At 56.5% G+C, this 21173-nt stretch carries 30 protein-coding genes; all 30 read right to left on the bottom strand.

Translation table 11 applies throughout. The features are described 5' to 3' along the window. Positions 1–45: 45 nt before the first annotated feature. The 30 genes from rpsD to rpoC all read right to left on the bottom strand — a co-directional run bounded on the left by rpsD (position 46) and on the right by rpoC (position 21109). Positions 46–666, bottom strand: a complete 621-nt coding sequence (gene rpsD / locus ACUN8C_RS02430) for a 30S ribosomal protein S4 (protein ID WP_108842867.1) — start codon at positions 664–666, stop codon at positions 46–48. Between the two features lie 12 nt (positions 667–678). Continuing rightward, the gene (gene rpsK / locus ACUN8C_RS02425) at positions 679–1065 is read right to left on the bottom strand and encodes a 30S ribosomal protein S11 (protein ID WP_009099028.1); all 387 of its coding nucleotides are present in this window, start codon (positions 1063–1065) and stop codon (positions 679–681) included. 37 nt (positions 1066–1102) lie between these two features. After that, on the bottom strand, positions 1103–1459 hold the full coding sequence (gene rpsM / locus ACUN8C_RS02420) for a 30S ribosomal protein S13 (protein ID WP_108842866.1): 357 nt from the start codon (positions 1457–1459) through the stop codon (positions 1103–1105). Between the two features lie 239 nt (positions 1460–1698). After that, positions 1699–3033, bottom strand: coding sequence for a preprotein translocase subunit SecY (gene secY, locus ACUN8C_RS02415; protein ID WP_108842865.1), 1335 nt, complete (start codon positions 3031–3033; stop codon positions 1699–1701). Beyond that, positions 3034–3468 carry a 50S ribosomal protein L15 gene (gene rplO, locus ACUN8C_RS02410; RefSeq protein WP_108843369.1) on the bottom strand — a complete coding sequence of 145 codons (435 nt, stop codon included), beginning with the start codon at positions 3466–3468 and terminating at the stop codon, positions 3034–3036. A 5-nt stretch (positions 3469–3473) separates the two neighbouring features. After that, positions 3474–3659 (bottom strand): 50S ribosomal protein L30, encoded by a 186-nt coding sequence (gene rpmD, locus ACUN8C_RS02405; RefSeq protein ID WP_086620778.1) that lies wholly within the window; start codon positions 3657–3659, stop codon positions 3474–3476. Positions 3660–3664: 5 nt separating this feature from the next. After that, positions 3665–4168, bottom strand: a complete 504-nt coding sequence (rpsE, locus tag ACUN8C_RS02400) for a 30S ribosomal protein S5 (RefSeq protein WP_108842864.1) — start codon at positions 4166–4168, stop codon at positions 3665–3667. A gap of 11 nt (positions 4169–4179) precedes the next feature. Continuing rightward, complete coding sequence (gene rplR, locus ACUN8C_RS02395; RefSeq protein WP_108842863.1) at positions 4180–4530, bottom strand: 50S ribosomal protein L18; 351 nt, start codon at positions 4528–4530, stop codon at positions 4180–4182. A gap of 9 nt (positions 4531–4539) precedes the next feature. After that, positions 4540–5070, bottom strand: coding sequence for a 50S ribosomal protein L6 (rplF, locus tag ACUN8C_RS02390; protein WP_445620738.1), 531 nt, complete (start codon positions 5068–5070; stop codon positions 4540–4542). A gap of 9 nt (positions 5071–5079) precedes the next feature. After that, a complete protein-coding gene (rpsH, locus tag ACUN8C_RS02385; protein ID WP_445620737.1) occupies positions 5080–5472 on the bottom strand; it encodes a 30S ribosomal protein S8 in 393 nt (130 codons plus the stop codon). 20 nt (positions 5473–5492) lie between these two features. Further along, on the bottom strand, positions 5493–5798 hold the full coding sequence (gene rpsN / locus ACUN8C_RS02380; protein WP_108842860.1) for a 30S ribosomal protein S14: 306 nt from the start codon (positions 5796–5798) through the stop codon (positions 5493–5495). A gap of 10 nt (positions 5799–5808) precedes the next feature. Then, positions 5809–6348, bottom strand: coding sequence for a 50S ribosomal protein L5 (gene rplE, locus ACUN8C_RS02375; RefSeq protein ID WP_086620784.1), 540 nt, complete (start codon positions 6346–6348; stop codon positions 5809–5811). An 18-nt stretch (positions 6349–6366) separates the two neighbouring features. Next, positions 6367–6684: a 50S ribosomal protein L24 gene (gene rplX / locus ACUN8C_RS02370; protein WP_108842859.1), complete on the bottom strand. Its 318-nt coding sequence runs from the start codon at positions 6682–6684 to the stop codon at positions 6367–6369. Positions 6685–6700: 16 nt separating this feature from the next. Beyond that, entirely contained in the window at positions 6701–7072 is a 372-nt protein-coding gene (gene rplN, locus ACUN8C_RS02365) for a 50S ribosomal protein L14 (RefSeq protein ID WP_086620786.1), read from the bottom strand. Positions 7073–7118: 46 nt separating this feature from the next. Then, complete coding sequence (gene rpsQ, locus ACUN8C_RS02360; protein WP_086620787.1) at positions 7119–7385, bottom strand: 30S ribosomal protein S17; 267 nt, start codon at positions 7383–7385, stop codon at positions 7119–7121. 1 nt (position 7386) lies between these two features. Then, on the bottom strand, positions 7387–7575 hold the full coding sequence (gene rpmC / locus ACUN8C_RS02355; protein WP_086620788.1) for a 50S ribosomal protein L29: 189 nt from the start codon (positions 7573–7575) through the stop codon (positions 7387–7389). Beyond that, positions 7575–7988: a 50S ribosomal protein L16 gene (gene rplP / locus ACUN8C_RS02350; protein ID WP_108842858.1), complete on the bottom strand. Its 414-nt coding sequence runs from the start codon at positions 7986–7988 to the stop codon at positions 7575–7577. Before rplP ends, rpmC begins: the two co-directional genes overlap by 1 nt. Positions 7989–7999: 11 nt before the next feature. After that, positions 8000–8701, bottom strand: coding sequence for a 30S ribosomal protein S3 (gene rpsC, locus ACUN8C_RS02345; RefSeq protein WP_108842857.1), 702 nt, complete (start codon positions 8699–8701; stop codon positions 8000–8002). A gap of 11 nt (positions 8702–8712) precedes the next feature. Continuing rightward, a complete protein-coding gene (gene rplV, locus ACUN8C_RS02340) occupies positions 8713–9048 on the bottom strand; it encodes a 50S ribosomal protein L22 (RefSeq protein ID WP_086620791.1) in 336 nt (111 codons plus the stop codon). 14 nt (positions 9049–9062) lie between these two features. Continuing rightward, positions 9063–9338, bottom strand: coding sequence for a 30S ribosomal protein S19 (gene rpsS / locus ACUN8C_RS02335; RefSeq protein ID WP_008959165.1), 276 nt, complete (start codon positions 9336–9338; stop codon positions 9063–9065). Positions 9339–9382: 44 nt separating this feature from the next. Further along, positions 9383–10210, bottom strand: coding sequence for a 50S ribosomal protein L2 (gene rplB / locus ACUN8C_RS02330; RefSeq protein WP_445620736.1), 828 nt, complete (start codon positions 10208–10210; stop codon positions 9383–9385). A 16-nt stretch (positions 10211–10226) separates the two neighbouring features. After that, positions 10227–10523, bottom strand: coding sequence for a 50S ribosomal protein L23 (gene rplW / locus ACUN8C_RS02325; RefSeq protein WP_086620792.1), 297 nt, complete (start codon positions 10521–10523; stop codon positions 10227–10229). Beyond that, positions 10520–11128, bottom strand: a complete 609-nt coding sequence (gene rplD / locus ACUN8C_RS02320) for a 50S ribosomal protein L4 (protein WP_108842855.1) — start codon at positions 11126–11128, stop codon at positions 10520–10522. Before rplD ends, rplW begins: the two co-directional genes overlap by 4 nt. 13 nt (positions 11129–11141) lie before the next feature. After that, entirely contained in the window at positions 11142–11780 is a 639-nt protein-coding gene (gene rplC, locus ACUN8C_RS02315) for a 50S ribosomal protein L3 (protein ID WP_086620794.1), read from the bottom strand. A 143-nt stretch (positions 11781–11923) separates the two neighbouring features. Continuing rightward, complete coding sequence (rpsJ, locus tag ACUN8C_RS02310; RefSeq protein ID WP_019951460.1) at positions 11924–12235, bottom strand: 30S ribosomal protein S10; 312 nt, start codon at positions 12233–12235, stop codon at positions 11924–11926. 171 nt (positions 12236–12406) lie between these two features. Next, on the bottom strand, positions 12407–13600 hold the full coding sequence (gene tuf / locus ACUN8C_RS02305) for an elongation factor Tu (protein WP_108842853.1): 1194 nt from the start codon (positions 13598–13600) through the stop codon (positions 12407–12409). A gap of 30 nt (positions 13601–13630) precedes the next feature. After that, positions 13631–15748 carry an elongation factor G gene (gene fusA / locus ACUN8C_RS02300; protein ID WP_445620735.1) on the bottom strand — a complete coding sequence of 706 codons (2118 nt, stop codon included), beginning with the start codon at positions 15746–15748 and terminating at the stop codon, positions 13631–13633. A gap of 48 nt (positions 15749–15796) precedes the next feature. Beyond that, positions 15797–16267, bottom strand: a complete 471-nt coding sequence (gene rpsG, locus ACUN8C_RS02295; protein ID WP_108842851.1) for a 30S ribosomal protein S7 — start codon at positions 16265–16267, stop codon at positions 15797–15799. Between the two features lie 109 nt (positions 16268–16376). Then, the gene (gene rpsL, locus ACUN8C_RS02290) at positions 16377–16751 is read right to left on the bottom strand and encodes a 30S ribosomal protein S12 (RefSeq protein ID WP_086620798.1); all 375 of its coding nucleotides are present in this window, start codon (positions 16749–16751) and stop codon (positions 16377–16379) included. 143 nt (positions 16752–16894) lie between these two features. Next, complete coding sequence (gene rpoC, locus ACUN8C_RS02285; protein WP_445620734.1) at positions 16895–21109, bottom strand: DNA-directed RNA polymerase subunit beta'; 4215 nt, start codon at positions 21107–21109, stop codon at positions 16895–16897. Positions 21110–21173: the final 64 nt, after the last annotated feature.

Genomic DNA, 21173 nt, shown 5'->3' with positions numbered 1-21173 from the left:
ACACCTATCAGGCTGCCAAACGGTTTATCCAAAAAAGCTCAATGCTTATTTGGAGTACAGCTCGACAATCAGGTTTTCGTTGATGTCGGCAGACAGGTCGCCGCGCTCAGGGAGAGCCTTGAAAGTGCCTTCCATCTTCTTCGAGTCAACGTCGACCCAGCTTACATCGCCGCGGTTGCCAGCAAGCTCGAGAGACTGCTGAATACGCGACTGATTTTTGGCCTTTTCACGAACGCTGACCACATCACCGGGACGGACCTTGTAGGACGCCACGTTGACGGTACGACCGTTAACAGAGATGGCCTTGTGGCTGACAAGCTGGCGAGATTCGCTGCGAGTCGAGCCAAAGCCCATACGATAAACGACGTTGTCGAGGCGAGTCTCGAGGAGCTGAAGCAGAACTTCACCTGTGGCCCCTTTCTGACGCGCGGCTTCCTTGTAGTAATTGCGGAACTGCTTTTCCAGTACGCCGTAATAACGACGAACCTTCTGCTTTTCACGCAGCTGCGAGCCGTATTCGGAAAGACGCTGACGGCGCTGACCGTGTTGACCCGGGGGAGTCTCTGACTTGCATTTCTTCTCGAACGCTGTAACACCGCTCTTCAAAAAGAGATCGGTGCCTTCGCGACGAGAGAGCTTGCACTTCGGACCAGTATAACGTGCCATGAGTGTGTCTCCTTAAACGCGACGCTTTTTCGGTGGGCGGCACCCGTTATGCGGGATGGGTGTCGCGTCAACAATGCTTTGCACGCGAAAACCGGCGGCATTCAATGCGCGCACGGCGGACTCACGGCCGGGCCCCGGGCCCTTGACCAGTACGTCGACGTTTTTCACACCATACTCGGCTGCAGCAGTTGCTGCACGTTCACTTGCCACTTGGGCAGCGAACGGGGTGCTCTTGCGAGAACCACGAAAACCCGAACCACCGGCAGTGGCCCATGAAAGAGCGTTGCCCTGGCGGTCTGTGATCGTCACGATCGTATTGTTAAAAGAGGCATGGATGTGGGCAACCGCATCCACCACCTGCTTTTTAACCTTTTTACGGTTACTGCGCGGGTTAGCCATGTTTGATGTTCCTGAATTCTAAACGCCGGACATGCGTTTATTTGCGAATCGGTTTACGCGGTCCCTTGCGGGTACGCGCATTCGTCTTCGTGCGCTGCCCGCGCATCGGAAGACTGCGACGATGGCGCAGACCACGGTAGCAACCCAGATCCATGAGACGCTTGATATTCAGCGTAATCTCACGGCGAAGGTCACCTTCCACGGCATATTGGCCAACTGCAGTACGCACCTCGTCGAGCTTCTCGGCGGAGATATCTCCAACCTTGACGTTAGGTGCAATACCCACCTGCGCACAGATTTCCATAGCGCGGGTGCGACCAATACCGTAGATGTAGGTCAGCGAGATCGCCGCATGCTTGTTGTCCGGGATATTGACGCCTGCAATACGGGCCATCAGCTTTCTCCGAATTTGAGCGGCTTGCTCGGTTAATCGTCTGTAAAAGGCGCAATAGCATACCGCCCCTGATAACTCATGGCAAGGGGTATGCATCGCAACCTGTCTCATTGGCAGTGAAGCAAAGGCTTCCCACCGCTATCGCTATCACAGTGAAACTGTATGACGGCGTGATCAGACCCTGCGGCCTGAGTGGTAAGTGGCAGGCCCAAAAGGCAGCCTGCCACCACCGGGACATGTCAGCGCATTACGCCGCCGCTGCCATATCCCTTGAGGTTTGACTTCTTCATCACTGACTCATACTGACTGGACATCAGATGAGACTGGACCTGCGCCATGAAATCCATGACGACCACAACCACGATCAGCAGCGAAGTGCCACCGAAGTAAAAGGGTACCTGCCATGCCACCATGAGGAACTGGGGCATCAGGGAGACCAGAGTGATGTAAAGAGCGCCAAACAACGTAAGACGCGTCATGACCTTGTCGATATAACGCGACGTCTGCTCACCGGGACGAATACCCGGCAGAAATGCTCCTGACTTCTTCAGGTTATCAGCTACATCCTTCGGGTTAAAAACCAGTGCGGTGTAGAAGAAACAGAAGAAAACAACGGCAGTGGCAAACAGCAGAATATACAACGGCTGACCCGGCCCCAGAGCCTGGGAAATGGTCGACAGCCATCCCATGTTTTCACCCTGACCAAACCACTGACCCAGCGACGCCGGGAAAAGCAGAATACTCGAGGCAAAAATGGGCGGAATAACGCCGGCCATATTGACCTTCATTGGCAGATAGCTGCTCTGACCGGCATACATCTTGTTGCCGACCTGTCGACGCGGATAGTTGACCGTAATACGGCGCTGACCACGCTCAATGAAGACCACAAAGGCAATCGTTGCAATACCCAGTACGCCAAGCGCCAGCAGCGGCAGCACGTTCCAGGCACCATCGTTGCGTGCCAGTTCGAACGACTGCCCCAGTGCACCGGGCAAACCGGCAACAATACCGGAAAAGATAATCAGCGAAATACCATTGCCGATGCCCTTTTCGGTAATCTGCTCACCCAGCCACATCAGGAATACGGCACCTGCCACAAAAGTGGTGACCGCCGTAAAGTAGAAGCTGAAATCGGCGCTGTAAGCGACCCCGTTACTGACAAGCCCTACTGACATGCCGATCGCCTGGATCAGCGCCAGCAACACCGTGCCGTAGCGAGTGTACTGGCTGATCTTTCGACGGCCGGCCTCGCCTTCCTTCTTCAGCTGTTCAAGCTGCGGCGAAACCACGGTCAGAAGCTGCATGATAATTGATGCAGAAATATAGGGCATGATGCCCAGTGCAAAAATACTCATGCGCTGCAGCGCACCACCCGAGAACATGTTGAACATGCTCAGGATGGTGCCCTGGTTTTCTCTGAACAAGGCAGTGAGCTGGTCAGGATCGATACCGGGGACTGGAATGTGGGCACCAATACGGTAAACCACGATTGCGATAAAAACGAACCTCAGGCGAGCCCACAGCTCGCCCAGACCGCTTTGCATATTAGCCGGTACTTTTCCTGACTTTGCCATTTAGTCCTCTACCTTGCCACCGGCGGCTTCAATGGCAGCCCGTGCACCCTTGGTGACTTTCAGACCGCGTACTGTAATGGCGCGATCGAGATTGCCGGACAGCACAACCTTTGCAAAACGCGTGGCATTTTTCAGTACGTTGGCCTTTTTCAGGCTTGCCAGATCCGCGACGTCGCCTTCGACATGGGCCAGTTCATTAAGACGAACTTCTTCGCTGACCAGTGACTTGGCAGACGTGAAGCCGAACTTGGGCAGACGACGCTGGAGCGGCATCTGACCACCTTCAAAGCCCGGCTTGATGGAACCGCCGCTGCGAGAAGTCTGGCCCTTGTGACCGCGACCAGCAGTCTTGCCCAGCCCGGAACCGATACCGCGACCAACACGCTTTGCAGCCTGCTTGGAACCCGGCGCCGGGGTCAGGCTATTCAGTTTCATGGTCATTACTGAGCTCCTTCAACGCGAACGAGGTAGTTGACCTTGTTGATCATGCCACGAACGGCCGGCGTGTCTTCGAGTTCAACCGTGTGGTTGATACGGCGAAGACCCAGCCCGCGCATGGTGGCCTTGTGCTTTTCAAGTACGCCGATCGTGCTGCGCACCTGAGTAACCCTGATTGTGGCTGACATGGCGCTTACCCCGTAATCGCTTCAACGGACAGGCCACGCTTTGCCGCAACGTCCTCGGGAGAACGCATGGAAGCGAGGCCCTTGACGGTTGCGCGCACGACGTTGACCGGATTGGTCGAGCCATAGCACTTGGCCAGGACGTCATGTACACCAGCCAGTTCCAGCACCGAACGCATCGCACCACCCGCGATGATGCCGGTACCTTCAGAGGCAGGCTGCATGAAGACCTTGGAAGCGCCATGGTTGGCACGTACCGGATACTGCAGCGTATGACCGCGCAGCTCGACCTTGATCATGTTGCGATGTGCCTGGTCCATCGCCTTTTGAATCGCGACCGGCACTTCACGCGCCTTGCCACGACCAAAGCCGATACGGCCATTGCCATCGCCTACGACGGTCAGAGCGGTGAAACCGAAAATACGGCCGCCCTTGACCACTTTGGCAACACGGTTGATCTGAACAAGTTTTTCCTGCAGATCGCCGCTGCCCCTCTGTTCATTATTCGCCATCGTAGAACCCTTTAGAATTGCAGGCCGCCTTCGCGCGCGGCATCAGCCAGGGCCTTGACCCGACCATGGTACCTGAACCCGGAACGGTCAAAGGCAACTTGAGTAATTCCCGCTTCCTTTGCACGCTCGGCCAGCAGTGTACCAACGCGAGCAGCGGCATCAGAATTACCGGTAGCATCTTCACGCAGCGACTTGTCGAGCGTGGAGGCGCTGACCAGTACCTGGCCACCGTCTGCGGAAATAATCTGAGCGTACATGTGACGCGGCGTGCGATTGACACTCAGACGATTGATACCAAGTTCGCGGATCTTGGCGCGCGTGCGGCGGGCACGACGGAGACGAGCTTCTTTCTTCGCGTTCATAACCCTGCCCTATTTCTTCTTGGCTTCTTTACGAAGGACGCGTTCATCGCTGTAACGAACACCCTTGCCCTTGTAGGGCTCCGGCGGACGGAACGCACGAATCTCGGCAGCCACCTGACCAAGACGCTGCTTATCAGCGCTCTTGAGAACGATTGTGGTGTTTTTGGGCGTTTCAACAACCACGCCTTCAGGCACCTTGTAATCGATCGGGTGAGAGAAACCAAGTGTCAGGTTGAGTGTCTGACCGTTGGCCTGAGCACGATAACCCACACCGGTAATTTCCAGCGAACGGGTAAAGCCTTCAGTAACACCAACGACCATGTTATTGACCAGTGCGCGGGTTGTCCCGGCCATGGCCCAATTCTTTGCTGAAGCGCTGGGTTCGAACGTCAGCTTGTCTTCCTGCTGACCAATCACAACATCGTTGTGAACGTTCATTTCCAGCTGCCCCTGACCGCCCCGGACGGTCAGCCTGCCTTCCTCGAGCGTGACTTCCACACCGCTGGGCAGCTTAACCGGGTATTTTGCAATCCTGGACATCATAGACTCCTAGAATACGGTGCAGATGACTTCACCGCCGACGCCTGCCTGGCGCGCCGCACGATCGGTCATGACACCCCTGGAAGTGGACACGATGGCCACACCCAGACCGTCTGCTACGCGCGGCAGTTCATCCTTGCCCTTGTAGCTACGAAGAGAAGGCTTCGAGACACGCTGAATGTGCTCGATAACCGCCTTGCCTTCGAAGTACTTGAGGACAATCGTCAGGTCAACCTTGACGTCGCCTTCAGTGGAGAAGTCGGCAATGTAACCTTCTTCTTTCAAAACACGCGCGACTTCGACCTTGATTTTGGAAGACGGCATGGTGACCGTCTCCTTGGTCGCCATCTGCGCATTACGGATACGGGTCAGCATATCCGCGAGTGTATCCTGCATGCTCATCGATAACGCTCCTGATGCGATTACCAGCTGGACTTGGTCAGGCCGGGCACATCGCCACGCATAGCCGCTTCGCGCAGTTTATTGCGCCCAAGTCCGAACTTGTTGTAATAGCCGTGCGGACGGCCGGTGATGCGGCAGCGATTACGCTGACGCACCGGGCTCGAATCACGCGGCAGTTTCTGCAGCTGCAGCTGCGCATCGAAGCGCTCTTCGTCCGAGCTTTTGGCGTTGCTGATGATCGCCTTGAGCTCGCCACGACGGGCTGCGTACTTGTCTACCAGCTCGGCGCGCTTGCGCTCGCGCTCAACCATGCTTTTCTTTGCCATGATTACACCTTTATTTCCGGAAGGGGAAGTTCAGTGCACTCAGGAGTGCACGAGCTTCTTCGTCGGTGCCGGCAGACGTCGTGATGGTGATATCCAGCCCGCGAACACGGTCAACCTTGTCGTATTCGATCTCGGGGAAGATGATCTGTTCACGCACACCCATCGAGTAGTTTCCGCGGCCATCAAATGATTTCGCATTGAGGCCACGGAAATCACGAATACGCGGAATCGCGATGTTTACCAGACGGTCAAGGAAATCCCACATGCGCTCGCTGCGCAGGGTTACCTTGGTGCCGATCGGCCAGCCCTCACGGACCTTGAAGCCCGCAACTGACTTGCGAGCAAGAGTCACGATAGGCTTCTGGCCGGAAAGCTTTTCCAGATCAGCCACGGCATTGTCGATCAGCTTTTTATCGCTGGTCGCATCACCGACGCCCATATTCAGAGTCACCTTGGTGATCCGGGGCACCTGCATTACGTTGGCGTAGCCAAATTGCTCAGTGAGCTTGGCCATCACCTCGTCTTTATACTGCTCTTTCAAGTTCGCCATGTTGCCACCCGAATCGCGTTAGGCGTCGATCTGCTTTTGCGTCGACCTGAAGATACGGATCTTGGTACCGTCGTCATTCATCTGAAAGCCGACCCGATCCGCCCTGCCGGTCTCCGTATTGAAGATGGCAACGTTAGAACCGTGGATCGGAGCCTCACGCTCAACGATACCCCCTTGATTGCCGGCCGTCGGGTTGGGCTTGGTGTGACGCTTGATCATGTTCACACCTGAAACCACGTAGCGCCCGTCCTGCAGAACCCGCTTGACGGTGCCGCGCTTGCCCTTGTCCTTGCCGGCGATGACGACGACTTCATCATCACGTTTGATCTTGCGCATAATTCCGCCTCGCTCCTTACAGCACTTCGGGCGCCAGGGAGATAATCCGCATGAACTTCTCGGTACGAAGTTCGCGGGTTACCGGCCCGAAAATACGAGTGCCTACCGGCTGCTCGTTGGCGTTGTTCAATAAAACCGCCGCATTGCCATCGAAGCGGATAAGAGAACCGTCAGGACGGCGAATTCCGCTGCGTGTGCGTACTACAACGGCCTTGAGCACCTGACCCTTTTTAACACGGCCACGCGGAATCGCTTCCTTGACCGTCACCTTGATGATGTCACCAACACGGGCGTAGCGGCGGTGTGAACCACCCAGGACCTTGATGCACTGGACCCTGCGCGCTCCGCTGTTGTCGGCGACATCCAGCATTGTTTGCGTTTGAATCATCGGTTTTCTCCAAACCTGAACTGATGCACGGGTTTAGGCTGCTGCCTTACCCTCTGGCCTGCTCGACGACTTCAACCAGAGTCCATGCCTTTTTCTTTGAAAGCGGCCGACACTCTTCGATGGAAACCAGATCGCCGATGTGGGCCTGATTGGTTTCGTCGTGCGCATGCAGTTTGGTGGAGCGCTTCATGTACTTTCCGTAGATCGGATGGCGCTCACGACGCTCGATCATGACAACGATCGATTTCTCCATCCGATCACTCACCACACGTCCGGTGAGCCTGCGTGCTTGCTTTGCCTGTTCTTCGGCCATTTCAGTCCACCTTCTCGTTGAGCACAGTCTTCACGCGCGCGATGTCGCGGCGAACCTGTTTGAGCAGATGGTTCTGGCTCAACTGACCGGTAGCCTTCTGCATCCGCAGGTTGAATTGCTCGCGCAGCAGTTCGAACAGCTGCTCATTGAGCGCTTCGGTCGACTTGTCACGAAGTTCCTGAGCTTTCATTACATTACCGTCCGTTTCACAAAGGTAGTGGCAACGGGCATCTTCTGAGCCGCGAGAGTGAACGCTTCGCGTGCCATCTCTTCCGATACGCCTTCAATCTCGTAAAGAACCTTGCCGGGCTGAATCTGAGCGACCCAGTATTCGACAGAGCCCTTGCCCTTACCCATACGGACTTCGAGCGGCTTTTCGGAAATCGGCTTATCCGGGAATACACGGATCCAGATCTTTCCGCCACGTTTAACATGACGCGTGATAGCACGACGGCCGGCTTCAATCTGACGAGCAGTGATACGACCACGGCCGGTCGCCTTGAGGCCGTACTCACCGAAGCTCACGCTACTACCGCGATGCGCCAGACCGCGGTTGCGGCCCTTCTGCTGCTTGCGGAATTTGGTACGCTTGGGCTGTAACATCGACTATCCCCTTACTTGGAACCTTTCTTCTTGCCGGGAGCGCCAGTCTGCGAATTATTCTGCTTCGCACGGACTTCTTCTATCCCACCAAGAATTTCGCCCTTGAAGATCCACACCTTGACACCGATGACACCATAAGTGGTGTGCGCCTCGTAAACCGAGTAATCGATATCGGCACGCAGGGTGTGAAGGGGAACACGGCCTTCGCGATACCATTCCGTACGCGCGATTTCTGCACCACCAAGACGACCGGAAAGCTGAATCCGGATACCCTTGGCGCCCAGACGCATGGCGTTTTGTACCGCCCGCTTCATGGCACGTCGGAACATGACGCGACGTTCAAGCTGACCTGCGACGTTTTGCGCTACCAGCGCAGCGTCAAGCTCAGGCTTGCGAACTTCCTCAATGTTGACATGCACAGGCACGCCCATGAGGTTGGTCAGATCGCGACGCAGGCGCTCGACATCTTCACCCTTCTTGCCAATCACGATACCCGGACGGGCAGTATGAATGGTAATACGGGCATTGTTTGCCGGACGCTCGATATGGATCCTGCTGACAGACGCACTTTTCAGGCGCTCAAACAGGAAACTGCGAACTTTGAGATCGTTATTCAGCTTGTCGGCATAAGCACCGCGCTCGGCGTACCACACAGAAGTGTGATCCTTGACGATCCCGAGGCGAATACCGACTGGATTGACTTTTTGACCCATCTGGTCGACTCCTACTTCTCGGCTACCTTGACGGTGATATGGCAGGTACGCTTCATGATGCGATCCGCACGGCCCTTGGCACGCGGCAGGATACGCTTGAGCGTCATGCCCTCATCGACACAGATGGTCGAGACGCGAAGCTCGTCGATGTCCATGCCGTTATTTTCTTCCGCGTTGGCGATAGCGGATTGCAGTACCTTTCTCACCAGCACAGCCGCCTTTTTGGGCGAAAATGCCAGGATATTCAGCGCTTCTGCGACCGGCTTGCCCCGCACCTGATCTGCCACCAAACGAGCCTTCTGGGCGGACAGGCGAGCGCCGCGCAATTTAGCAGCTACTTCTTCCATTATGGTCCTCTCCCTTACCGCTTGGCTTTCTTGTCAGCCGCGTGACCGCGATAGGTGCGGGTGGCAGCAAATTCGCCCAGCTTGTGGCCCACCATCTCTTCCGAGACGTGAACCGGTACATGCTGGCGACCGTTATGGACAGCAATGGTGAGTCCTACCATATTGGGCAGGATCATCGAGCGACGCGACCAGGTCTTGATCGGTTTGCGGTCGCTCTTTTCCACAGCCGCCTCAACCTTCTTCAAAAGATGAAGGTCAATGAAGGGACCTTTCTTAAGTGAACGTGGCACAGCCGTTACCCCTTAAATACTGATGTTTGGCCTTGCGGCACCGTTTATCTGGCTTTGCGACGACGCACGATAAGCTTGTCGGTACGCTTGTTCTTGCGCGTCTTGTGACCCTTGGTCGGAATACCCCAGGGGGTTACCGGATGACGGCCACCACTGGTACGACCTTCACCACCACCATGCGGGTGATCAACCGGGTTCATCGCGACGCCGCGAACAGTCGGACGGACGCCTCTCCAACGCTTGGCACCGGCCTTGCCGAGCTGCCCAAGGCTATGCTCGGAATTACCGACTTCGCCCAGCGTGGCGCGACATTCAGCCAGGATGCGACGCATTTCACCGCTACGCAGACGCACGGTGGCATAGTTGCCCTCGCGTGCTACCAGCTGAGCACTGGTACCAGCGCTGCGTACAAGCTGTGCACCCTTGCCGGGCTTGAGCTCGATGCAATGAATGGTCGAACCAAGCGGAACATTGCGCAAAGGCAGAGTGTTACCCTGGCGAATCGGTGCGTTGACACCGGACTCCAGGCGATCGCCTTCTGCAACACCGCGGGGGGCAATGATGTAACGGCGTTCACCGTCCACATACTTGAGCAGTGCAATATGTGCGCTGCGATTCGGATCGTATTCAAGACGCTCAACGATGGCCGGAATGCCATCCTTGTTGCGCTTGAAATCTACCAGACGATAGTGCTGGCGATGGCCACCACCTACGTGACGGGTAGTGATACGACCGTTGTTGTTACGACCGCCCGAACGAGACTGTGCTTCGGTCAGCGCCGCATGCGGACGCCCCTTGTACAGTCCTTCAGTAACGACCTTCACCTTATGGCGACGGCCGGCGGACGTGGGTTTTGTCTTGACTACTGCCATGATCCGTTCTCCTGCCTCACTCGGCGCCGGTGAAGTCTTCGAGCGTTTCGCCCGCAGCCAGGGTGACGTAGGCCTTGCGATAACCGCTGCGATGACCTTCACCACGAGCGTTACGCTTGACCTTGCCTTTCATGTTCAGGACCTGGACGCTGTCGACCTTCTTTTCAAAAAGAGCTTCAACAGCCTTCTTGATTTCGGGCTTGGTAGCATCACTGGCGACCTTGAAAACATACTGATTACGCTCTGCAGCGTAGGCAGCCTTCTCGGTCATGTGCGGGCCAAGCAGCACCTGGAATACGCGTTCCTGATTCATGCCAGCTTCTCCTCGAACTTGCGGAGGGCGGGTACGGTCATCAGCACCTTGTCATAGGCAATCAGGCTGACAGGATCCGCGCTCGACGCTTCGATCACATCCACATTGGGAATGTTGCGAGCGGCCAGATAAAGATTCTGATCCAGCTCGTCAGTCACGATCAGCACCTTTTCCAGACCGAGGTCGGAAAGACGACCAACCAGCTGCTTGGTCTTGGGGCTGTCTACGGTAAAGGCATCAACAGCGACCAGACGTTCCTGACGCACGAGTTCCGAAAGAATGGAACGCATGGCAGCGCGGTACATCTTGCGATTGACCTTCTGAGAGTGATCCTGCGGACGTGCCGCAAAAGTCACACCACCGGTACGCCAGATCGGCGAACGAATGGTACCGGCACGAGCACGACCGGTACCCTTCTGACGCCACGGCTTCTTGCCACCGCCGCTGACATCAGAACGGCTTTTCTGTGCACGGGTACCCTGACGCGCGCCTGCCAGATAGGCAGTCACGACCTGGTGAACCAGCGCCTCATTGAATTCCTTGCCAAAAGTCTCGTCGGAAATCTCGACGGCTCCGGCTCCTGCACCTGCAAGATTGAGATTCATCGTTACCTACCCCTCAGCGAGCTTTGACAGCGGTGCGCACGATCACATCGCTACCGGCAGCACCAGGTACGGCGCCCTTGACCAGCAACAGATTGCGTTCGGTGTCAACACGGACGATTTCAAGGCTCTGAACGGTGACACGCTCGTTACCCATCTGACCGGCCATCTTTTTGCCCTTGAAGACGCGACCCGGCGTCTGGCACTGACCGATGGAACCCGGCGCGCGATGCGACAGAGAGTTACCGTGAGTGGCGTCCTGCGTGCGGAAGTTCCAGCGCTTGACTGCGCCCTGGAAGCCCTTGCCCTTGGACGTACCAGTGACGTCGATGAGCTGGCCTGCTTCGAAGAGGGATACGGTGAGCTCGCTTCCGGACTGCGGATCTTCTTCACCTTCGGAAAGGCGGAATTCCGCGAGGAAACGACCGGCCTCAACACCTGCGCTGGCATATTGCCCGGCAATTGCCTTGGTGAGGTGTTTGGCCTTGCGCGAGCCTGCAGTAACCTGCACGGCACGATAACCATCAGACTCGAGAGTCTTGATGCGCGTGACGCGGTTAGGCTCGACTTCAATTACGGTTACAGGCACGGATGCGCCATCTTCGGTAAAGATACGGGTCATACCGCTCTTTTTACCGACTAAACCGATAGACATGTTCAGTCTCCTTTAGTGTACGGGGCTATCACCCGCTATGGCTGCCCTTTCCAGAGCATTCCACTAGCACATTGTGTGACGCCATCCCGGCGTGAGCGGCGGGGCCAGTGCCCTAAAATGCCGCGTAAGTGACTAGTGTTGGGTTAATCAACCTTGATCTGGACGTCTACACCCGCCGCCAGATCGAGCTTCATCAGTGCATCAACCGTTTTCTCGGTCGGCTCAACGATGTCCAGCACACGCTTGTGAGTACGAATCTCATACTGATCACGCGCGTCCTTGTTGACGTGCGGAGAAATCAGAATGGTATAACGCTCACGCCTGGTAGGCAGCGGAATCGGACCGCGAACCTGCGCACCAGTGCGCTTTGCAGTATCCACAATTTCCTGTGCGGACTGATCGATAAGACGATGATCAAAGGCTTTCAAGCGAATGCGAATCTTCTGGTTCTGCATTACCCGGGACTCCAGGGAAATTCAAGACGATGTCTGACGCCGATGGGCGCCTGACCGCCTACGCACGCCTCAAAAGGATGCGCATTATAGGCAGGCACTCGCTCAGAGTCAAACATGCATATGACAAAGGGGCCTCCCGACGGAGGCCCCTTTAGATTTCGAGCCGTTAAATCACTCGACGATCTTGGCAACAACACCAGCGCCAACGGTACGACCGCCTTCGCGAATGGCGAAACGCAGGCCGTCTTCCATGGCGATCGGAGCAATCAGGGTGATAACCATCTTGACGTTATCGCCCGGCATAACCATTTCTACGCCTTCCGGCAGTTCACAAGTACCGGTCACGTCAGTGGTACGGAAGTAGAACTGGGGACGGTAGCCCTTGAAGAAAGGCGTGTGACGACCACCCTCTTCCTTGGACAGGATGTAGACTTCGGACTCGAACTTGGTATGCGGCTTGATGCTGCCCGGCTTGGCCAGAACCTGACCACGCTCGACGTCATCACGCTTGGTACCACGCAGCAGGGCACCAACGTTCTCACCGGCACGACCTTCGTCGAGCAGCTTGCGGAACATTTCGACACCGGTAACGGTAGTCTTGACGGTGTCCTTGAGGCCGATGATCTCGACTTCTTCACCCGGCTTGACGATACCACGCTCTACACGACCGGTAACAACAGTACCACGGCCGGAGATGGAGAAAACGTCTTCGATCGGCATCAGGAACGGCTGATCGATGGCACGCTCGGGCTCGGGGATGTACTCATCCATGGCGCGAACGAGGTTGGCAACGGCAGTTGTACCCATGCCATTGTCGTCCTTGCCTTCCAGTGCCATCAGAGCAGAACCGATGATGATCGGAGTATCATCACCCGGGAAGTCGTACTCGGACAGAAGCTCACGAACTTCCATCTCTACCAGCTCGAGCAGCTCTTCATCGTCGACCATGTCAGCCTTGTTCAGGAAGACAACGACGAACGGAACGCCGACCTGACGAGACAGCAGGATGTGCTCGCGAGTCTGCGGCATCGGGCCATCAGCGGCAGAACAGACCAGGATAGCGCCGTCCATCTGGGCAGCACCGGTGATCATGTTCTTGACGTAGTCAGCGTGACCCGGGCAGTCAACGTGCGCGTAGTGACGCATTTCGGACTGATACTCAACGTGTGCTGTTGAGATCGTGATACCACGCTCACGCTCTTCAGGAGCGTTGTCGATGGTAGAGAATTCACGCCAGTCACCACCAAACACTTCGGCAGAAACACGTGTCAGGGCCGCAGTCAGCGTAGTCTTGCCATGGTCAACGTGACCGATGGTACCTACGTTTACATGCGGTTTGGAACGTTCAAATTTTTCCTTGGCCACTGCTATAACCTCTTTGTCAGCTAACGGTTATCATTTCTGGTTAATGACGGCTTCGACGATGCTGGACGGTGCCTCATCGTACTTCGCAAACTCCATGGAGTAGCTTGCGCGGCCCTGGGTCTGAGAACGCAGATCGGTCGCATAACCGAACATCTCACCCAGCGGCACCATGGCACGGATAACCTTACCGGAAATAGTGTCATCCATACCCTGAACAAGACCGCGCCGACGGTTAAGGTCGCCCATGACATCACCCATGAAATCTTCGGGTGTTACCACTTCAACGCTCATCACCGGCTCGAGCAGAACTGCTCCGGCCTTGCGTGCGCCCTCCTTGATTGCCATCGATGAGGCAACCTTGAAGGCATTCTCATTGGAGTCGACGTCGTGATAGGAACCGTCATACAGCGCAACCTTGACGTTAATCATCGGATAACCGGCGATGACACCGTTCTGCAGCTGCTCAAAGGCACCCTTCTCGACTGCCGGCACATATTCCTTGGGTACTGCACCACCTACAATCTCGGAATTGAACTTGAAGGTCATTTCCGGATCGTCCCCACGGTCTTCGTCTGTCAGCGGCGAAATGCGCAGGTAAACATGACCGAACTGGCCACGACCACCGGACTGACGAACGAACTTGCCTTCCTGCTCGACGCTTTTCTTGATCGTCTCGCGATAGGCCACCTGAGGCTTGCCGATATTGGCTTCCACCTTGAACTCGCGACGCATGCGGTCAACGAGAATGTCCAGGTGAAGCTCACCCATACCGGAGATAATGGTTTGCCCTGTTTCTTCGTCGGTCTTGACGCGGAACGAGGGATCTTCCTGAGCCAGCTTGCCCAGAGCGATACCCATCTTTTCCTGGTCAGCCTTCGACTTGGGTTCAACGGCCACCGAAATAACCGGTTCCGGGAACTCCATGCGCTCCAGCACGATCTTGGAATTCGGATCACAGAGCGTGTCGCCGGTCGTGACATCCTTGAGGCCAACACAGGCAGCGATATCGCCCGCGTAAAGCTGCTTGATCTCCTGACGGCTGTTGGCGTGCATCTGAACGATACGGCCAACGCGCTCTTTCTTGTCCTTCACCGAATTATACATCTGGTCGCCGGAATTCAGCACACCCGAGTATACGCGAATGAAGGTCAGCGTTCCGACGAAGGGGTCAGTTGCGATCTTGAATGCCAGTGCCGAAAACGGTGCACTGTCATCCGCTTCACGCGTCTCGATGGTGCCAGCAGCATCATCAAGCTCACCTTCGATGGCCTTGACCTCGGTGGGCGACGGCAGATATTCAACGACGGCATCCAGCATGGCCTGAACGCCCTTGTTCTTGAACGCCGAGCCACAGGTGACCAGAACAATTTCATTGTCCAGCGTACGACGTCGCAGACCGGCCTTGATTTCCTCAACGGAAAGTTCACCTTCTTCAAGGTACTTTTCCATCAATTCTTCAGAAGATTCGGCTGCAGCCTCAACCATATGCTCATGCCATCCCTGAGCCGTTTCCTGCAGCTCTTCCGGAATGTCGACGAGGTCATAGGTCATGCCCTTGTCTTCTTCATTCCAGAGAATGGCCTTCATCTGGAGAAGGTCGATGACGCCCTTGAATTCGTCTTCTGCGCCCCAGTTGATCTGGATCGGCACAGCGTTGGCGCCCAGACGCTTGCGCATCTGATCCACCACCATGAAGAAGTCGGCACCGGCGCGGTCCATCTTGTTGACGAAGACCATGCGGGGAACTTCATAGCGATTGGCCTGGCGCCATACGGTTTCGGTCTGCGGCTGAACACCGGAGCTGCCACACAGCACGACGATCGCGCCATCAAGAACACGCAGGGAGCGTTCAACTTCAATGGTGAAGTCAACGTGCCCGGGCGTATCGATGATGTTGATGCGATGCTCATCGAACTGCTGATTCATGCCGCTCCAGAAACAGGTGGTGGCAGCAGAGGTGATGGTAATACCACGCTCCTGCTCCTGCTCCATCCAGTCCATGACAGCGGCACCTTCGTGCACTTCACCGATCTTGTGAGAAAGACCCGTGTAGAAAAGCACACGTTCGGTTGTCGTTGTCTTGCCGGCATCAACGTGGGCGCAGATACCGATATTGCGGTAGCGCTTAAGAGGAGTCTTGCGTGCCACGATAGCGTATCCTGTAGTTGGAAGCGCCTTCGCCTGAAGGCGCTTCTATTAGAAGCGGTAGTGAGAGAAGGCCTTGTTGGCTTCTGCCATACGATGGACGTCCTCACGCTTCTTGACAGCAGCACCCTTGCCTTCAGCCGCATCCAGCATTTCGCCGGCCAGCCTCTGCACCATGGTCTTCTCACCACGATTACGTGCCGCGTCCACCAGCCAGCGCATGGCCAGCGCATGACGACGGGAAGGACGCACTTCAACGGGCACCTGATAGGTAGCACCGCCAACACGACGTGATTTAACTTCGACCATGGGCTGGATGGCTTCCAGTGCCTTGTCGAAAATGTCCAGCGGCTCATCATTGGAGCGTTCGGCAACCCGATCCAGCGCACCATATACGATGCGCTCGGCGACGGATTTCTTGCCGCTGATCATCAGATGGTTCATGAACTTGGCCAGGCGCTCGCTTCCGAACTTGGGATCCGGCAGGATGTCGCGCTTCGCCGCAATACGTCTTCTAGGCATGATAAGCCCTCAGTCAGAAGAGTCTTTCAGGTAAACCCGGGACCAAACACCTCAAGGTGCGCTGCCCGGCCTTACTCTTATCAGACCGTGTAAATTAAGTAGATACCGATCAGGATTTCGGCTTTTTGGTGCCGTACTTCGAACGCGACTGCTTACGGTTTTGAACACCAGAAGTATCCAGCGCACCGCGAACAGTGTGATAGCGCACACCCGGAAGATCCTTTACTCGACCGCCACGGATCAGAACCACGGAGTGTTCCTGAAGGTTGTGACCTTCACCGCCGATATACGAAGCCACTTCGTAACCGTTGGTCAGGCGAACACGGCAGACCTTACGAAGCGCCGAGTTCGGCTTCTTGGGCGTGGTCGTATAAACGCGCGTACAAACGCCGCGGCGCTGCGGGCATGCCTGCAGCGCAGGGACATCGCTTTTGGCCTGCGGGCGCTTGCGGGGCTTGCGCACCAGCTGATTAATCGTTGCCATAAAAGGCTCGCTCCAATGATGATGATACAAAACAGCAGAGACAGGACGCACCTGCCCCTACTGTTAAAGGCTGCGAATTCTAAGGGTTCGCCCGCAAGGGCGTCAAGTCCTGCGCCATAACTGACGCAGGACCCTGTATCCCCCTAGAGGTCGTCGTCGGCATCCAGCGCAGTCAGATGCTCACCCAGCTGCTGTTCGACATCGAAGGCAGAAGGATGCGGATCACGCTTGGCACCCTCCTTCCTGCGACGACGTTCGGCATGATGGGTAAGCCCCGTGCCTGCGGGGATAAGGCGACCAACCACCACGTTTTCCTTCAGACCACGCAGATAGTCGCGCTTGCCGGTGACAGCCGCTTCGGTCAGTACGCGGGTAGTCTCCTGGAAGGACGCTGCCGAAATAAAGGATTCGGTCGCCAGCGATGCCTTGGTAATACCCAGCAGAACACGGTCGTACTTGGCAGGGAACTTCTCCTGCTCATGCAACCGCTCGTTTTCCGCCAGTACACGGACCAGTTCAACCTGATCGCCCGGAATCAGCGTACTGTCTCCAGCATCGATGATCTCTACCTTGCGCAGCATCTGACGCACGATGGTTTCGATGTGCTTGTCATTGATACCAACGCCCTGCAGACGGTAGACGTCCTGGATTTCTGCGGTGATGTACTTGGCCAGCTCACTCACACCCAGCAGACGCAGAATGTCATGCGGGTTACTGGGGCCATCGGAAATGACCTCACCACGCTCAACGGTCTCACCTTCAAAGACACCAATCTGACGCCACTTGGGAATCAGCATTTCGATCGGGTCACCATCGGCAGGCGTAATCATCAGACGACGCTTGCCCTTGGTTTCCTTGCCGAAGGTGATGGTACCCGTGGCTTCAGCCAGCACCGAGGCTTCCTTGGGCTTGCGCGCTTCGAACAGGTCGGCAACGCGCGGCAGACCACCGGTGATGTCCTTGTTACCGGACGCTTCCACCGGAATACGAGCGACAACTTCACCGATGCCGATCGCAGAGCCATCGTCAACGGAAACAATCGCATTACCGGGCAGCATGTACTGTACCGGTGTATTGGAACCTGGCAGGGAGACTGCTTCACCATGCTCGTTTTGCAGCATGATCATCGGGCGCTTGTCGCGACCGGACGTCGGACGGTTACCGGACTCGATGATCTCAATGGAGGAAAGCCCCGTCATTTCATCAACACTTCTGTTGATGGTGACGTTTTCTTCCATGTCGGTGAACTGGATGCGACCCTGCACTTCCGAAACGATAGGGTGCGTGTGCGGATCCCACTTGGCAACCACCTGGCCGGGCTCAACCTGCGCACCGTCCTTGATGGACAGCTCGGCGCCATAGGGCAGCTTGTAGTACTCGCGCTCACGGCCATGCTCATCGGCAACGGCCAGCGCACTGGAGCGAGAGACCACAACCAGCTTGCCGTCGCTGCGCTCAACATGCTTCATGTTGTGCAGTCGAACGCTGCCGCCATGCTTGACTTGGACACTGTCCACGGCCGAAGCACGCGAGGCCGCACCACCGATGTGGAAGGTACGCATGGTCAGCTGAGTACCCGGCTCACCGATCGACTGTGCCGCAATGACACCCACCGACTCACCCACGTTGACCACGTGGCCACGGGCCAGATCGCGCCCATAGCAGGAAGAGCAGACACCATGCGCCGTTTCACAGGTGATGGTCGAGCGCACCACAATCTCGTCAACACCCATGGTATCGAGACGATTGCACCATGCTTCGTCCAGCAGCGTGTTACGCGGGATCAGTACTTCCTGCGTCTGCGGATCCACAACATCGCGGGCCACAACACGACCCAGAACACGCTCGGCCAGCGAGACGATAATATCGCCACCCTCGATAACCGGATGTAGCGTCAGACCTTCTTCCGTGCCGCAATCGACCTCGGTGACAACCACGTCCTGAGCCACGTCGACCAGACGGCGCGTCAGATAACCGGAGTTGGCCGTCTTGAGTGCCGTATCCGCCAGACCCTTACGAGCACCGTGCGTCGAAATGAAGTACTGGAGTACGTTCAAACCTTCACGGAAGTTGGCCGTGATCGGCGTTTCGATGATCGAGCCATCCGGCTTGGCCATCAGACCACGCATACCGGCCAGCTGACGAATCTGGGCCGCACTACCACGGGCACCGGAATCGGCCATGATGAAAACGCTGTTGAACGAGTCCTGTTCGACCTTGTTGCCTTCGCGATCAGTGACCGTTTCCTTGGAAATACCGGTCATCATGGCACGGGCGACCTTGTCGTTCGCCTTGGACCAGATATCGATGACCTTGTTGTATTTCTCGCCGGCAGTCACAAGGCCCGAGGAGAACTGATCCTCGATTTCCTTCACTTCGTCCTCGGCCGCTTCGATGATCTCCTTCTTGGAGTCGGGAATCACGAAGTCGTTAACGCCGATGGAGGCGCCCGACCAGGTCGCCAGACGGAAACCGGTGTACATCAGCTGGTCGGCAAAGATGACGGTTTCCTTCAGACCCACCAGACGATAGCCGGCGTTGATCAGCTGGGAAATCGCCTTTTTCTTCATGGACTTGTCGACCATTTCGAACGGCATGCCGCGTGGCACGATGCGATACAGCAGCGCACGTCCCACGGTGGTGTCCTTGACCGAGACCTGCTCGACCAGCTCACCGCTCTCTTCATCACGCGCCCATTCGCTTAGACGAACACGAATGCGAGCATGAAGATCGACGCTCTGGGTACCGAAGGCGCGCTCAACCTCATTGAGGTCAGAGAAGGCCATGCCTTCGCCCTTGGCACCGATGCGCTCGCGGGTCATGTAATACAGACCCAGTACAACGTCCTGCGATGGGACGATGATGGGATCACCGTTGGCCGGCGACAGCACGTTGTTGGTCGACATCATCAGTGCACGCGCTTCGAGCTGGGCTTCCAGCGTCAGCGGCACGTGTACGGCCATCTGGTCGCCGTCAAAGTCGGCGTTGTAGGCCGCACAGACCAGCGGGTGCAGCTGAATCGCCTTGCCTTCGATCAGCATCGGCTCGAACGCCTGGATACCCAGACGGTGAAGCGTCGGCGCACGGTTAAGCAGCACCGGATGCTCACGAATCACGTCGGCAAGAATGTCCCAGACTTCGGGCATTTCACGCTCGACCAGCTTCTTGGCGGCCTTGATGGTAGAGGCCTGACCGCTGCCCTGCAGCTTCGAATAGATGAACGGCTTGAACAGTTCAAGCGCCATCTTCTTGGGCAGACCGCACTGATGCAGACGCAGTGTCGGACCCACGGTGATGACAGAACGGCCGGAGTAATCGACGCGCTTGCCCAGCAGGTTCTGACGGAAACGTCCCTGCTTGCCCTTGATCATGTCGGCCAGCGACTTCAGCGGACGCTTGTTCGAGCCGGTAATGGCGCGACCACGACGACCGTTGTCCAGCAGGGCATCAACCGATTCCTGCAGCATGCGCTTTTCGTTGCGCACGATAATGTCCGGTGCAGACAGATCCAGCAGTCGCTTGAGACGGTTGTTACGGTTGATCACACGACGATAAAGGTCGTTGAGATCGGACGTCGCAAAGCGGCCGCCGTCCAGCGGTACCAGCGGACGCAGGTCCGGCGGCAGTACCGGCAGCACTTCCATGACCATCCAGCCCGGGTGGTTACCCGAACGGTAGAAGGCTTCCAGCAGCTTGAGACGCTTGGAAAGCTTCTTGATCTTGGTGTCCGAGTTGGTCTGCGGAATTTCTTCACGCAGACGATCGATCTCTTCACCCAGATCGATGTCGGACAGCAGCGCCTGAACGGCTTCGGCACCCATGCGGGCATCAAAGTCATCGCCGAACTCTTCAAGCGCTTCGAAATACTGCTCATCGTTGAGCAGCTGACCACGCTCAAGCGTTGTCATGCCGGGATCGATGACCACGAAGGACTCGAAATACAGCACACGCTCGATATCGCGCAGCGTCATGTCCAGCAGCATGCCGATACGTGACGGCAGCGACTTCAGAAACCAGATATGCGCGACAGGAGAAGCCAGCTCGATATGGCCCATCCGCTCACGACGTACGGACGCCTTGGTGACTTCAACGCCGCACTTTTCACAAATGATGCCGCGGTGCTTCATGCGCTTGTACTTGCCGCACAGGCACTCGTAATCCTTGACCGGACCAAAAATCTTGGCACAGAACAGGCCATCGCGTTCTGGCTTGAACGTCCGGTAGTTAATGGTCTCGGGCTTTTTGACCTCGCCAAACGACCAGCTGCGGATCATGTCCGGAGAAGCAAGCGAAATCCGAATGGCATCAAACTCTTCGGACTGCGCCTGCGATTTAAGAACTTTGACCAGATCTTTCATGGGGTCGGCTCCGTTGCGGAGTTGTCATGAGCGGGGCCCGATTAATCGGGGCCCCGCGGACCTT

This window comes from Kushneria sp. Sum13, from assembly GCF_052692355.1.
Note: the sequence above shows the minus strand (reverse complement) of the source record. Positions and strands in the feature narration are given on the sequence as shown.